The 13,597-nt window shown below is 68.1% G+C and carries 14 protein-coding genes; 6 read left to right on the top strand and 8 right to left on the bottom strand.

Features of this window, described 5'->3' with window-relative positions:
• Positions 1 to 33 precede the first annotated feature (33 nt).
• Positions 34 to 477, top strand: coding sequence for a hypothetical protein (locus tag HMPREF9710_RS17110; protein ID WP_005668380.1), 444 nt, complete (start codon positions 34 to 36; stop codon positions 475 to 477).
• Here the strand turns inward: HMPREF9710_RS17110 and chrA are convergent.
• Complete coding sequence (gene chrA, locus HMPREF9710_RS17115; protein ID WP_005668381.1) at positions 472 to 1,680, bottom strand: chromate efflux transporter; 1,209 nt, start codon at positions 1,678 to 1,680, stop codon at positions 472 to 474. The two genes, HMPREF9710_RS17110 and chrA, sit on opposite strands and share 6 nt — an antisense overlap.
• 87 nt (positions 1,681 to 1,767) lie before the next feature.
• Here chrA and HMPREF9710_RS17120 point away from each other — a divergent pair, with 87 nt between their 5' ends.
• Positions 1,768 to 2,310, top strand: coding sequence for a gamma carbonic anhydrase family protein (locus HMPREF9710_RS17120; protein ID WP_005668382.1), 543 nt, complete (start codon positions 1,768 to 1,770; stop codon positions 2,308 to 2,310).
• Positions 2,311 to 2,317: 7 nt separating this feature from the next.
• On the opposite strand, the gene HMPREF9710_RS17125 is transcribed toward HMPREF9710_RS17120, so the two are convergent.
• From HMPREF9710_RS17125 to HMPREF9710_RS17145, 5 genes are all read right to left on the bottom strand, one after another.
• Positions 2,318 to 3,112 (bottom strand): LytR/AlgR family response regulator transcription factor, encoded by a 795-nt coding sequence (locus tag HMPREF9710_RS17125; protein WP_005668383.1) that lies wholly within the window; start codon positions 3,110 to 3,112, stop codon positions 2,318 to 2,320.
• Positions 3,112 to 4,008, bottom strand: coding sequence for a sensor histidine kinase (locus HMPREF9710_RS17130; RefSeq protein ID WP_005668384.1), 897 nt, complete (start codon positions 4,006 to 4,008; stop codon positions 3,112 to 3,114). Before HMPREF9710_RS17130 ends, HMPREF9710_RS17125 begins: the two co-directional genes overlap by 1 nt.
• A gap of 5 nt (positions 4,009 to 4,013) precedes the next feature.
• Positions 4,014 to 4,292, bottom strand: coding sequence for a hypothetical protein (locus HMPREF9710_RS17135; protein ID WP_005668385.1), 279 nt, complete (start codon positions 4,290 to 4,292; stop codon positions 4,014 to 4,016).
• 159 nt (positions 4,293 to 4,451) lie between these two features.
• Positions 4,452 to 5,090 carry a TonB family protein gene (locus tag HMPREF9710_RS17140; protein ID WP_005668386.1) on the bottom strand — a complete coding sequence of 213 codons (639 nt, stop codon included), beginning with the start codon at positions 5,088 to 5,090 and terminating at the stop codon, positions 4,452 to 4,454.
• Positions 5,090 to 5,653 carry a GNAT family N-acetyltransferase gene (locus HMPREF9710_RS17145; RefSeq protein WP_005668387.1) on the bottom strand — a complete coding sequence of 188 codons (564 nt, stop codon included), beginning with the start codon at positions 5,651 to 5,653 and terminating at the stop codon, positions 5,090 to 5,092. The genes HMPREF9710_RS17140 and HMPREF9710_RS17145 overlap by 1 nt, the downstream gene beginning before the upstream one ends.
• Before the next feature lie 211 nt (positions 5,654 to 5,864).
• On the opposite strand from HMPREF9710_RS17145, the gene aptA reads away from it, so the two are divergent.
• The 4 genes from aptA to HMPREF9710_RS17165 all read left to right on the top strand — a co-directional run bounded on the left by aptA (position 5,865) and on the right by HMPREF9710_RS17165 (position 10,831).
• The gene (gene aptA / locus HMPREF9710_RS17150) at positions 5,865 to 7,181 is read left to right on the top strand and encodes an omega-aminotransferase AptA (protein ID WP_005668389.1); all 1,317 of its coding nucleotides are present in this window, start codon (positions 5,865 to 5,867) and stop codon (positions 7,179 to 7,181) included.
• Positions 7,182 to 7,242: 61 nt separating this feature from the next.
• Complete coding sequence (locus HMPREF9710_RS17155) at positions 7,243 to 8,220, top strand: FAD-dependent oxidoreductase (RefSeq protein WP_005668390.1); 978 nt, start codon at positions 7,243 to 7,245, stop codon at positions 8,218 to 8,220.
• A gap of 64 nt (positions 8,221 to 8,284) precedes the next feature.
• A complete protein-coding gene (locus HMPREF9710_RS17160; protein ID WP_005668392.1) occupies positions 8,285 to 9,751 on the top strand; it encodes an NCS1 family nucleobase:cation symporter-1 in 1,467 nt (488 codons plus the stop codon).
• A gap of 30 nt (positions 9,752 to 9,781) precedes the next feature.
• Positions 9,782 to 10,831, top strand: coding sequence for a serine hydrolase domain-containing protein (locus HMPREF9710_RS17165; RefSeq protein ID WP_005668394.1), 1,050 nt, complete (start codon positions 9,782 to 9,784; stop codon positions 10,829 to 10,831).
• Here HMPREF9710_RS17165 and HMPREF9710_RS17170 read toward each other — a convergent pair.
• Together HMPREF9710_RS17170 and HMPREF9710_RS17175 are read right to left on the bottom strand one after the other, a co-directional pair.
• On the bottom strand, positions 10,794 to 12,569 hold the full coding sequence (locus tag HMPREF9710_RS17170; protein ID WP_005668396.1) for an allantoate amidohydrolase: 1,776 nt from the start codon (positions 12,567 to 12,569) through the stop codon (positions 10,794 to 10,796). The two genes, HMPREF9710_RS17165 and HMPREF9710_RS17170, sit on opposite strands and share 38 nt — an antisense overlap.
• Positions 12,570 to 12,581: 12 nt before the next feature.
• Entirely contained in the window at positions 12,582 to 13,520 is a 939-nt protein-coding gene (locus HMPREF9710_RS17175; RefSeq protein WP_005668398.1) for a LysR family transcriptional regulator, read from the bottom strand.
• Between the last annotated feature and the right edge of the window lie 77 nt (positions 13,521 to 13,597).

A 13,597-nucleotide genomic window follows, 5' to 3' on the forward strand; every position in this document is an offset into this window, starting at 1 on the left:
CAGCCGCTTCCTTGCCGTCGAGGAGACCACCCCATGCGTCCGCTTCCCTGCATTGTCCTGTGTGCCTGCGCGTCCATGCTTGCCGGCTGTTCGTGCGAGGTCACCTATGCCGATGTCAGCCACCACGAGGAATTCAGGAAGGTCGTGGGCTCCCGGTACGAGATCATCGGCGAGGTCGACGCCTATGGCATCGGCCGGCACTCGCGCGCGCCGGCCGACTATCTCACCTTGATTCCCCGCCCAGGCATCGGCGGGTCCGAAGTCGTGTTCGAAGCCCCGGTGCCCAAGGGGGCAACGGTGACCGTGACCAAGGTGTTCCAGACCAACCGGATCGTGTTCGAATCGGGCATCACGCTCGAAGTCGAACTGCATGGCGCCGGGCTGCCCTTGCGTGGACGGACGCTGATCGACCTGAATCGCGGCAGCGAGGGGCCGGGGCCGGCAGGTTTGAATCCAGAGATATACAAGAAGCTATGACGCGCCAACAGCCCCCAGCGCCACCAGCAGGATCACGACGATCCACGATGGCGCCTTCCACAGCGTCAGCAGCATGAAGCCGCCCAGCGCGATGCCGGCGTCGCGGATGTCGAACACGGCGGCGGTCCATACCGGGTGGTACAAGGCGGCGGCGAGGATGCCGACCACGGCCGCGTTCGCGCCCATCATGGCGTGGCGCGCGGCCGCGTGACGGCGCAAGCCGTCCCAGAACGGCAAGGTTCCATAGACGAGCAGCAGGCCGGGAAGAAAGAGCGCGAGCAGGGCGAGCGCGGCGCCCGTGGGCGCGCCCGCCGTCATGCCGGCCTGGGCGCCGAGGAAGGCGGCGAAGGCGAACAGCGGGCCGGGCAGCGCCTGCGCCAGTCCATACCCGGCCAGGAAGGTCTCGTTCGGGATCCAGCCGGTGGCCACCGTCTCGGCCTGCAATAATGGCAGCACCACGTGGCCGCCGCCAAAGACCAGCGCGCCGGAGCGGTAGAAGGCATCGAACAGCGCCAGCGGCCGATGCCCGGTCAGGCCGGACAATAGCGGAAGCCCGAGCAGCAGGACGCCGAACAGCACGAGCGCCGCGATGCCGGCGCTGCGGCTGACCGGCATCGACAGTTCCGGGCCGGACTGCGCGACCGGTCCCCGGCACAGCCAGTACCCGGCGCCGGCGCCCGCGGCGATGGCGGCCAATTGCCCGGTCGGCCCATCGACGAGGATCACGATCGCGATGGCGCCGAGCGCGATCGCGATGCGCCGGCGGTCCGGCGTGAGCGTGCGCGCCATGCCCCATACCGCCTGGGCCACCACGGCCACCGCCACCAGCTTCAGGCCATGCACGACGCCCGCCGCCCCTAAGCCGACAAGGCTCGCGGCGCCCAGCGCGAACGCGAACATCAGCAGCGTCGAAGGCAGCGTGAATCCGATCCAGGCCGCCAGGCCGCCGGCCAGGCCGCCGCCGCGCAGGACGCCGAGCGCGAAGCCGACCTGGCTCGACGCCGGCCCGGGCAGGAACTGGCACAGCGCCACCAGGTCGCCGTAGCGCGCATCGTCGAGCCACTGGCGGCGCACGACGAACTCGTTGCGGTAGTAGCCCAGATGGGCGATCGGGCCGCCGAACGAGGTCAGGCCGAGCTTCAGGAAGGTCCGGAAGATGGACCAGATGGGCAAGGTGGCGGTAGCGGTGGCTTGGAGCGGCATGGCGTGGACCGTGGGCGAGACCGGCCCAGCATAGCAGTAAACATGCCCAAGTTAAAATGACGAATTCCTGTCATCCAATAGACCGTCATGCCGATCGCCCCCTACCTCGACGCCCTGCCGCAACTCGCCGACGGCGTTTATCTTCACGAATCGGCCCAGGTCATCGGCAACGTGCGCATCGGCGCCGATTCCTCGGTCTGGTGCAACGCCGTGCTGCGCGGCGACGTCAACGACATCGTCATCGGCAGCTGCACCAATATCCAGGACCTGACGATGGGCCATGTCGCCCACCGCACGCCCCACAAGCCGCAGGGTTCGCCCCTGGTCATTGGCGACTACGTCACGGTCGGCCACTCGGTCATCCTGCACGGCTGCCGCATCGGCAACGACTGCCTGGTCGGGATGGGCAGCATCGTGATGGACGACGCCGTGATCGAGAACCTGGTGATGCTGGGCGCCGGCAGCCTGGTCACGCCGGGCAAGCGGCTCGAAAGCGGATTTTTATACATGGGCCGGCCGGCCGAGAAGGTGCGTCCGTTGACGGATGCCGAAAAGGCCTGGTTGCGCTACTCGGCCGAGCACTACGTGCGGGTCAAGGACAACTACCTGAATACGCCGGCGCAGCGTTGACGTCGCTTTACATCTGCTGGAACAGCGCGCCGTGGTTGCGGCTCACTTCCAGTTCTTCCGGGTAGCCGCGCAGGCGCAGCATCTGGCGTCCGCGCAGGTCGCGCCGCACTTCCGCGATCGCATCCACGCGCACCAGGGTCGAGCGGTGGATGCGCCAGAACTCGTCCGGGTCCAGCTCTTCTTCCAGTTCCTTGAGCGTTTTGCGGATCAGGTGCTCGCCGGTGGCGGTCTGCACCCGCGTGTACTTGTCGTCCGACTGGAAGAACAGCACTTCGCGCGTGCTCACCATGCGCAGGCTGTTGCCGGCCTGGGCCTGGATCCAGCGCAGATAAGCAGGTCTGGCGGCGGCCGCGGCGGCCCCGTTCTGCATCAGCAACTGGTCGCCCAGCTGCGCCAGGCGGGCCAGTTGCGCGCCGATGTCCTGCGGCGTGTGGTCGAGCCGGCGGCGCAGGCGCGCCACCGTGGTTTCCAGGCGCGCCAGGGTGACAGGCTTGAGCAGGTAGTCGATGGCGCCGTGCTCGAAGGCCTCGACCGCATACTGGTCATAGGCGGTGGCGAACACGATGTGGCAGCGCTCGTACATCTGGCGCGCCGCGTCGATGCCGCCCATGCCCGGCATGCGGATGTCGAGGAAGGCGATATCCGGCTTGTGTTCGCGCGCCAGCGCCACCGCTTCGGCGCCGTTGGCCGCCTCCGCCACGATGCGCAGCGCCGGCCACGCCTCGTGCAGGCGCGCGCGCAGCTGGTCGCGCATGGGCGCTTCGTCGTCGGCGATCAGGGCCGTCGGGTGCATGGGCGCCATCAGCCGTCTTCCGTCATGCGATAGGGCAGGCGGATCGACACGCAGGCGCCGCCGCCGGGCAGGGCTTCGATCACGAGTTCGGCATCCTTGCCATACAACAGCGCCAGCCGCTCGCGGATATTGGCCAGCCCGACGCCGCTGCCGGCATGCAGGTTGAAGCCGACGCCGTCGTCGCACACGTCGACGCACAGGGTGGCGCCTTCGACCCGCGCGCGCACCGTGATCGTGCCGCCGGCGACCTTCGGCTCCAGGCCGTGCTTGATCGCGTTCTCGATCAGCGTCTGCAGCATCATCGGCGGGAACGGCGAGCTGCCGAGGAAGTCGGGCACCTCGAAGCGCACCGCCAGCCTTTCCTTCATGCGCGCCTGCATGATCGACAGGTAGGCGCGCGACAATTCGACCTGCTTGCCCAGGGTTCCGCCGGCGCCCTTGGCGGCGCGCATCTGCGGCAGCGAGGCGCGCAGGTATTCGATCAGGTAGCCGTGCACGCGCGCCGCTTCCTTCGGGTCGGTCTCGATCAGCTGGCCGATCAGGGCCAGGGTGTTGAACAGGAAGTGCGGCTCGACCTGGGCCTGGAGCGTGGCCATCTGCGCCTCGGTCAGGCGCCGCTCGAGATTGGCGACGTCGGCCTTGGTCGAGGCGTCGCGCGCCAGCAGCTCGGCGCGGCGCTTGCCGCCGGCCAGCACCTTGACCCCGAACGAGATCAGGATGAACCAGATCGCCGGCTCCGTCAGCTTGACGAACATGCCGGTCACGAACACCAGGAACCAGACCAGGTACAACTGGCGCCACTCGATCAGCGCCAGCCAGTCGAAGAAGCGCCACCACAGCACGCCCGCTTCGCGGAAAGCGTCGCGGACGAAGTCGAGTGCGCGGTTGATCTGGGTGGCGGCCATCGGCGTTATTCTCCGGTGTAGTGCTTGATGCGGCGCGGTTCGCGGCCGAAGATGGCGATGGCGAGGAATTTCAGCAGCAGCAGGCCGACGAACAGCGCCAGCACGATCGGCACGATGGTGATCAGGGCCGCCAGCACGATCGCGATCACCAGCAGCACCGGCCACGGCATGCGGCGCAGCGAACGGGCGCTGGACTTCGCCAGGCGCCAGGTAGTGCGGCCGGCCACTTCCATATTGCGCAGGATCGATTGGAAGCGACTGGTGGGCGTATGAATGGTTTTCATGCGTGCAAGTCCTTTCTAACAAAGATGACCCTACTGTAGGGATGCACCCATGTTACGCCAAGAGCGATCCGATAAACGGTGCGATTTCGGCGACGGACGGTCGTGAGGGCGGATGAACGGGGGCGCTTTCGACCCCGTCAATACGCTGTTTTACGCGCTTTATTGCTCGATCAGCTTGAGCGCCTCTTGCCGCATCACGTCGAGCATGCCGGCCTCGGGCGTGCGCGCGCAGGCGGCCACCGTGGCGTTCAGGATCGGTTCCAGCGCCGGGAAGGACTGGCGCGCCGAGCCTTCGCGGTGCAGGCTGTAGATCAGCGTGCCGACGCTCTCATAGGTCACCGGCAACTCGCGCAGGCTGCGTTCCGGGAAGGTGGCGGCCTGCCAGGCGGCGTCGACGTTGAAATCGGCGCAGCTCTTGGTGGCGATGGTGGCGCTGTGGTCTTTCTTGAACTTGAAGGTCACCAGGCCGGTGCGGTGCGCGCCGCTGGCGGGGATGTCCAGCCGCCTGGCCATGGCCAGCGCCAGCGCGTCGAGTTCGGCCGAGCGCGAGGAATCGCGCACCGCCACCACCGCTTTGCGGCCCTTGTCGTCGAGGGCCAGTTCGACCGTCACATTGCCCTGCACGCCGCGCCGCGCGAGCGCCGGCGGATAGCCGGCGTCGCTCGCATAGATCGTGATCTCGCGCCAGGTCGGCACCGTGGCCTGGGCCGCGGCCGATTGCGGCGCCATGGCCAGCAGGGACAGCGCCAGGCTCGAACATGCCGCCAGGGCCTTCATCGTGGGAGTGCGCCTTGCCATCAGTGCGCCGTCCTGTCGTTCCAATAGTCGCGCAGCAGGCCGTAAAAGACGGTGTCGGCATACTCGCCGTGCACCAGCCAGCGCTGCGGCATGAAGCCCTCCTTGCGAAAGCCCAGTTTTTCCAGCACGCGGCCGGAGGCTTCGTTGCGCGGGTCGATGTCGGCCTCGACCCGGTTCAGGCCGACCTCGCGGAAACCATGGTCCAGCGCCGCCTGCAGCGCTTCGAAGGCATAGCCTTTGCCCCAGTGCGCGCTGCCCAGCGCGTAGCCGAGTTCGCAGCGATTGTTCTGGTTGAAGAAGTGGTGCAGGCCCACGGTGCCGATCAGCTCGCGGTTCGACGCCAGTTCGATCGCGAAACGCAGCTCGGTCTCGTCGCGGTAGGCCTCGAGTGCGCGGGCGATCGCGGCTTCGGCGAAGGAGATGTCGGTCCACGGCTCGGCGCTCCAGTAGCGCACCACGGCCGGGTCGGAGAAGATGGTGTACAGGGCCGGCGCGTCGCTCGCGGCCAGCGGGCGCAGCACCAGGCGTTCGGTGGTCAGGACAGGGGTGATATAAGTCGACATGGTTCGCATTGCCAGTGTGATAAGCGCTAGCATACCACTGCCGTGACGCCTGTAGACATGACTGCGCACCACGATTATTTCTTCTCGCTAACACGATGCGTCGTGCATGGTTTTGCGATGGCGCATGCCCGATGCCGCGTGCCTGTTGCCAGACTCGCCATTCTTGTTCAAACTTAAATGCTTCAGGGCGCCATCGAACGAGGAGCGCAATATGTACGAATCCAGGCCTGCCGCGATGTCATCCTTCTGGATGCCATTCACCAATAACCGCGACTTCAAGCGCGATCCGCGCCTGCTGGTCTCCGCCAAGGGGATGTATTACCGCGACGTCGATGGCCGCGAGCTGCTCGACGGCGCCGCTGGCCTGTGGTGCGTGCCCTGCGGCCACGGCCAGCCGAAGATCGCCGAAGCCATCGCCGCCATGGCCGGCCAGCTCGACTACGCGCCCACTTTCCAGATGGGCCACCCGGCCGCCTTCGAGCTGGCCGAACGCCTGATGGAGTTCAGCGGCCACCGCTTCGGCCACGTGTTCTATACCGGGTCGGGATCGGAAGCGGTCGACACCGCGCTCAAGATCGCGCTGGCCTACCACCGCGCGCGCGGCGAGGGCGGACGCACGCGCCTGATCGGCCGCGAGCGCGGCTACCATGGCGTGGGCTTCGGCGGCATCTCGGTGGGCGGCATCGGCGCCAACCGCAAGCATTTCGGGCCCCTGCTGCCGGGCGTCGACCACCTGCGCCACACGCATGACCTGGAGCGCAATGCCTACGCACGCGGCGAACCCGAACACGGCGTCGAACTGGCCGACGACCTGGAACGGCTGGTGACCCTGCACGACCCGTCGACCATCGCGGCGGTGATCGTGGAGCCGGTATCCGGCTCGACCGGCGTCTTGATTCCTCCCAAGGGCTACCTCAAGCGCCTGCGCGAGCTGTGCGACCGCCACGGCATCCTCTTGATCTTCGACGAAGTCATCACCGGCTTCGGACGCCTGACGACGCCGTTCGCCGGCGACTGGTTCGGCGTCGAGCCCGACCTGATGGCCACGGCCAAGGGCATCACCAACGGCGCGGTGCCGATGGGCGCGGTGTTCAGCAAGTCCTTCATCCATGACGCCTTCATGGAGGGGCCGGCCGGGATCGAGCTGTTCCACGGATATACCTATTCCGGGCACCCGCTGGCCTGCGCCGCCGCGCTGGCCACCCTGGACGTGTTCCGCGAACAGGGGGTGCTGGAGAACGCGGCGCGCATGCAGCCGTATTTCGAGGAAGCGCTGCAATCGCTGCGCGGCCTGCCGCACGTGATCGACCTGCGCTCGATCGGCATCATCGCCGGCATCGAGCTGGCGCCGATCGCGGGCCAGCCCGGCGCGCGCGGCTATGCGGCGCTCAAGCAGGCCTTCGCCGACGGCCTGCTCATCCGCATCACGGGCGACATCATCGCGCTGTCGCCCCCGCTGGTGCTGGAAAAACAGCACGTCGACGAATTGTTCGGCAAGCTGGCCAAGGTCTTGACGCAACTGGCCTGATACCTGGCTGACACCAAGAAAGAGGGCGCGCCACGCCCCGCATGAAAGGAAAGAGAGACTGATGACCGCCACCACCGACGCCCCGGACCTCGCATCCGAAGAGCATTCCCTCCTGGCCGGCGAGCCGGCGCCGCCGACCGGCAAGCAGGTCGCCGTGGTCGGCGCCGGCATGGCCGGCATGGCCTGCGCCATCCGGCTGGCGCTGCTCGGCAATGGCGTCGTGCTGTACGAGGCGCGCTCGCGCGAGCGCATGGGCGAGGCCATGGCGGCAAGCGCATCCGACCAGGCGCTGTTCGAGCGCCTGGTGGCGCAGGGCCGCATCCGCTGCGAATACGGCCGCAAGCTGGGCGTCGATCTCGAGCTGGCCGACCTGCACCTGTGGCACGACGCGATCTTCATCGGCGTCGGCCTGGCGTCCAGCCGCGTGCTGGCGCTGTCCGGCAGCGATCCGGCGGGCCTGGTCGACGCCGGCCGCCGGCTGGCCGCCGTGTATGCGCTGGACGACCTGCTGGCGCTGCCGGTGCCGCAACGCGCGATCGTGATCGGCGCCAGCCGCGGCGCGGTCGGCATGGCGGCGCGCCTCAAGCAATTGGGCGCCCAGGACGTCACCCTGGCGCTGCGCCACGCCCTGGCGCCCGACGGCCGCGAAGAAGAAGTCGCGCGCGCCTGCTTCGTGCGGGTGCGCGGCTGGGTCGCGCCGCTCGAGGTGCTGCGCGACGAACGCGGCGCGGTCGGGTCGGTGCGCTTCGAGCAGACCCGCCTGCTGGGCGACCGGGTGGTCGACACCGGCGGCTTCACCGAGATCGCCGCCCACGCCGTGTTCAAGGCGGTGGGCCGCGCGGCCGGGGCCGAGCTCGACCCGTCCGTGCGCCAGCAGTCGCGCGAGGGCGACCGCATCCAGGTCGACGGGTGCTTCCGCACCGCGCTGCCGGGCATCTATGCCGGCGGCGACTGCGTGGCCCCGCTCCTGGAATCGATGCAGGCGCGCCGCCATGGCCTGCAGGCGGCGCAGGCGATCCATGCCGACCTGCAGGCCTGAGGTCTTCGCGTCGTATTGACGTTTGCGTTACACTCGCGCGCATCGATTTCAACCGACGTGCACCGTGACTCATCCGACCTCTACAAGCAACGACCTCTGGAACGACGACCTCGCTCCCACCACCGCAGCGCAGCGCACCTGGCGCTGGTACCACTTCGCCGCCCTGTGGGTGGGCATGGTGATGTGCATCCCCGCCTACACGCTGTCCGCCAGCCTGGTGGAGGCGGGAATGTCAGGCTGGCAGGCGGTGCTCACCGTATTCCTGGCCAACGCCATCGTACTGGTGCCGATGCTGCTGATCGGCCATGCCGGCGCCAAGTACGGCATTCCCTACGCGGTGCTGGCGCGCACCTCGTTCGGCACCCGGGGCGCCAGGCTGCCGGCGCTGATGCGCGCCATCGTCGCCTGCGGCTGGTACGGCATCCAGACCTGGTTCGGCGGCAGCATGATCTATACCTTGCTGGGCGTAATGAACGGCGCTCCGATCGGCGGCGAGCCGCTCGCCTGGCTCGGCATCAATCTGGCGCAGCTGGTTTGTTTCCTCGCGTTCTGGGCGATCCAGCTGTACTTCGTGGTGCACGGCATGGAATCGATCCGCCAGCTCGAGACCTGGACCGCCCCTTTGAAAATCGCGATCTGCTTCGTGCTCTTGTGGTGGGTGCACAGGCAGGTCGGGGCCGACGGCTTCGGCCCGCTGCTCGAGCAGCGTTCGCAGTTCGTGCCCGGCGGGCCGAAAGAAGGGCGGTTCTGGTCCACTTTCTGGCCGTCGCTGACCGCCATGATCGGCTTCTGGGCGACCCTCGCGCTGAACATCCCCGACTTCACCCGCTTCGCCAAGTCGCAGCGCGACCAGGTGGTCGGCCAGACCGTCGGCCTGCCGCTGCCCATGGGCCTGCTGGCGGCGCTGGCGGTGATCGTCACCTCGGCCACCGTGGTCCTGTACGGCAAGGCGCTATGGGACCCGGTCGACCTGGCCAGCCGCATGACCGGCATCGCGGTGCTGGTGGCCCTGATCGTGCTGCTGGTCGATACGGTCAGCGTGAACCTGGCGGCCAACCTGGTCGGCCCGGCCTACGATTTCTCGGCGCTGGCGCCGCGCCGCATCAGCTATCGGACCGGCGGCTATATCACGGCCGGGCTGGCGCTGCTCATGATGCCGTGGAAGATCCTGGAGTCGACCCAGAACTACATCATGACCTGGCTGGTCGGCTACTCGGCCTTGCTGGGACCGATCGCCGGCGTGCTGGTGGTCGACTACTACCTGGTGCGCAAGACCGTGCTGGAGGTCGACCAGCTGTACCGCCACGACGGCATCTACGGCTATGGCAATGGCTGGAACAAGGCGGCGCTGGCCGCCTTCGCGCTGGGCGTGCTGCCCAACATCCCGGGCTTCCTGAACGCCGCCTTCCCGGCCAGCTTCCCCGATGTCGGCGAGGCCTTCAAGACGATCTATACGTATGCCTGGTTCGTCGGCGTCGCGATCGCCGCCGTGGTCTACGGTCTCATGATGAAGGGGCGGGGCGCGCACTAGATTGCCGGTTTCCATGACGAGGAGGAATGCATGCGCAAGTATCTTCGATGTGCGATTGCCGGGGCCTGCGCCCTGGCGGCGGGCGGCGCCGGCGCGGCGAGCTTCGACGCCGTGACGGGCGAGATCAAGGCCGGCAACTTCAAGCAGATCACGAGCGTGCTGGTGGCGCGCCACGGCAAGGTGCTCTACGAGCAGTACTTCGACGGCGAAGGGGCGCAAGGGCTGCGCAACACGCGTTCGGTGACCAAGACCGTGGGCGGCATGCTGGTCGGGGCGGCCGTCGAGCGCAAGCTGCTCACGGTCGATGCGCCGATCATGCCCTTCTTCAAGGACAAGATGCCGGTCGCGCACCCCGATCCGCGCAAGGACCGCATCACGGTCGAAGACCTGCTCACCATGAGTTCCATCGTCGAGTGCGACGATTTCAACGAGTTCTCGCGCGGGCACGAAGAGCGCATGTACCTGATCGAGGACTGGAGCCGCTTCTACCTCGACCTGCCGGTGCGCGGCTTCCCGGAGTGGACGCCGCCGCCCGACAAGCAGCCGTATGGCCGCGCCTTCAGCTACTGCACTGCGGGCACCGCCCTGATCGCGCCGCTGCTCGAGCGCGCGACCGGACGCAGCGTGCAGGACTTCGCCGACGAGGTGTTGTTCAAGCCGCTGGGCATCGAGCCGGTCAAGTGGCAGCTGCAGCCGTCGGGGACGGCGATGACCGGCGGTAGCCTGAGCCTGCGCAGCCGCGACCTCTGGAAGCTGGGCCAGCTCTACCTGAACGGCGGCAAGTGGGCCGGCAAGCAGGTGCTGCCGCAAGGCTGGGTCGAGCGCTCGATCAAGCCGCATGCGCGGGTGCGCGAGGGCGTCGACTACGGCTACCTGTGGTGGCTGCAGCCTTTCACCGTGGGCGACAGGAAGGTGGCCACCTATGCGATGTCTGGCCTGGGCGGCAACAAGGTCTACGTGCTGCCGGAATGGAACACGGTGGTGGTCATCACCACCACCAACTTCCGCGTTCCGGGGCCGCATCCGCTGACGGAGAAGCTGCTCACGACGCTGATCCTGCCGGCGCTGCCACCGGAGTAAAGTTGCGCAGGAAGTCGAGCATCACCGCGCCGGCGACTTCGGCATCGTCGGCGCTCATGGTCTCGAGCGGATTGTGGCTGATGCCGCCGTTGCCGCAGCGGACGAACAGCATCGCGACCTCGGTCAGCTGCGCCATGCGCATCGCGTCGTGGCCGGCGCCGGAGGGTAATGCAAAGGATGGCAGGCCGGCGCGTTCGACCGCGGCTTCCAGCTGCGCCATCAGCCGCGGCGCGCACGGCGCGGCGTCGATCTCGAGCAGCTTGTACAGTTTTTCCTGGATGCCGCGCCGCGCGCAGATGGCGCTAATGCCGGCCAGGATGTCGTCCACCGCCGCCAGCCGGGTTGCGTCGTCGGCGGCGCGGATGTCGAGCGACAGGCGGCAGGCGCCGGGCACCACGTTGACCGAGCCGGCCGGCACTTCCAGCTGGCCGACCGTGCCCACCAGGGAGGCCGGGCCGCTGCAGCGGCGTTCCACCAGCAGCACGATCTCGGCAGCGGCCGCCGCCGCATCGCGCCGCATGCCCATCGGCGTGGTGCCGGCGTGGCTGGCCACGCCCTTCAGTTCGACCAGGTAGCGCGAGCTGCCCGCGATCGCGCTCACCACGCCCAATGGCAGGCCGCGCTCGAGCAGCACCGGCCCCTGCTCGATATGCACCTCGACGAAGCCGAGCACGCCGGCGGGATCGCGCGCGATGGCGGGGATGGCGGCCGGATCGTGGCCGGCGGCGGCCAGCGCCTCGCGCATCGGAACGCCGTCGGCGTCGCGCGCATCGAGCAGGGCCGGGTCGAAGCCGCCGGCCACCGCGCTGCTGCCGAGGAAGGTGCTGCGAAAGCGCACGCCTTCTTCTTCGGCGAAGGCGATCACTTCGAGGTCATAGGGCAAGCGCTCGTCGCGTTCGTGCAGCCGGCCGACCAGCGCGATGGGCAGCAGGATGCCGAGCCGGCCGTCGTACTTGCCGCCATTGCGCACGGTGTCGTAGTGCGAGCCGGTGATCAAGGTCTGCGCGCCCGGCCGGGCGGCGGCGTAGCGGCCGACCACGTTGCCGACGGCGTCGATGTGGACCGCCATGCCGGCGTCGCGCATCCAGCCGGCGATGGCGGCGGCGGTGCGCCGGTGGGCCGGCGTCATGTAGGCGCAGGTCAGGTCGGCGTCGCTGTCGCTGATGGCGCCGAGGGTCTCGCACCAGTCCATCACGGTGACGCCGATGGCGGGTTCGATGCCGAGCAGGGCATTGAGCCGGATCTCGGCGATGCGGTGCACCTGGCGCAGCGCTTCGCGCAGCTCGTCGCCAGGGGCGTTGTCGAGGCGGCGCACGAAGGTGTCGATGATGCTTTGCCGCGCCAGGCCGCGTCCGGTCGGACCTTTCACGGCCAGGATGAAGGGAAAGCCGAAACGTTCGTTGTACTGCGCGTTGAGCGCGTGCAGCCGGGCGTATTCTTCGGGCGTGCAGCGATCCAGGTTTGATGCGGCCTGTTCGCCGGTCGATTCAGGCGTCAGCTCGCCGGCGATGGCGGCCTTGCCGGCCAGCTCCGGGTGGGCGCGCAGCAGCGACAGCTGCTGCGCATCGGTCGCGCCGTCGACCGCCGCCTGCAAGGCCAGCTTGAGCGCCGCCAGGGTGGCAAAGGGGCGGGCCGCGGCGGCGCGCTGCGCGATCCAGGGTGAATGCTCGTAGATGCCATGCAGCGCCTTGGTGAAAGCGTCGGCGTCGAGTTGGTTCAGCTCCTGGATCGTCGGCATGTCTGCTCCTGGCTATTCTTGATTGAGGGCCCGCGCCGCGCTGCTCACCTGGTCGCGCAGCCATTTGTGTTCGGTGGACTGGTGCACGCGCTGGTGCCACAGCTGGTAGAAGCGCATCGGCGGAAACTTGAGCGGCACCGTGAAGCTTTTCAGCGGCAGCGTCTTTTCGAAGGCGCGGATGAACTGGCGGCCGGTGGTCAGCACCAGGTCGCTCTGGGTCAGCATATACGGAATCACGCCGAAATAGGGCGACTCGACCGCCACCCGGCGCTGCAGGCCGTGGCGCTCGAGGTATGCGTCGATCACGCCGTGGTAGCCCGGCAGCATCTGGGTCGGGGCCACGTGCGGCAGGTCGAGGTAATCCTCGAGCGTCATCGCGTCGGGCGCCGTGCGCCTGGCGTAGGGGCTGTCGGCGCGCATGGTGCAGATGATCGGATCTTCGAACAGCTTGGACATGTGCAGGTGGGCGGGCGGTTCGTCCCAGTTGGCGATCACCAGGTCCATGTCGCCGTCGGACAGCATGCGCAGGTAGTCCAGGCCGGGGCCGAGGGCGTGGATGACGACCTTGCTGCCGGGCGAGCCGCGCCGCAGCAGCGCCACCACGTTCGGCAGGAAGCGCGCGTCGAGATAGTCGGGGGCGGCGATGTGGAAGGTGCGTGTCGCCTGCTCGGGCACGAACGGCGCCTTGCGCACGAACAGGCTCTCGGCTTCGTCGAGGATGCGCTTGGCCGGCTTGAGCAGGCTCTCGCCGTGCTGGGTCGGCACCATGCCGCGCGCGCCGCGCACCAGCAGCGGGTCGCCGGTCAGCTCGCGGAGTTTACGCAGCGAAGCCGAGATCGAGGGTTGCGGCTGGTTCAGCTTGAGCGCCACCCGCGAGACGTTCTTCTCCACCAGCAGCAGGTAGAGGATGCGGATCAGGTGCAGGTCGAGGTTGCGGGGCAGGCTGGACATCGCGGGCGGGCGGGGTGGCACGTATATCAATGAAGATATGTTGAATATACGCTAAATTTCATGTCGGAGAAATTGGA

The sequence above is a fragment of the Massilia timonae CCUG 45783 genome (genome assembly GCF_000315425.1).
GTDB lineage: Bacteria > Pseudomonadota > Gammaproteobacteria > Burkholderiales > Burkholderiaceae_D > Telluria > Telluria timonae.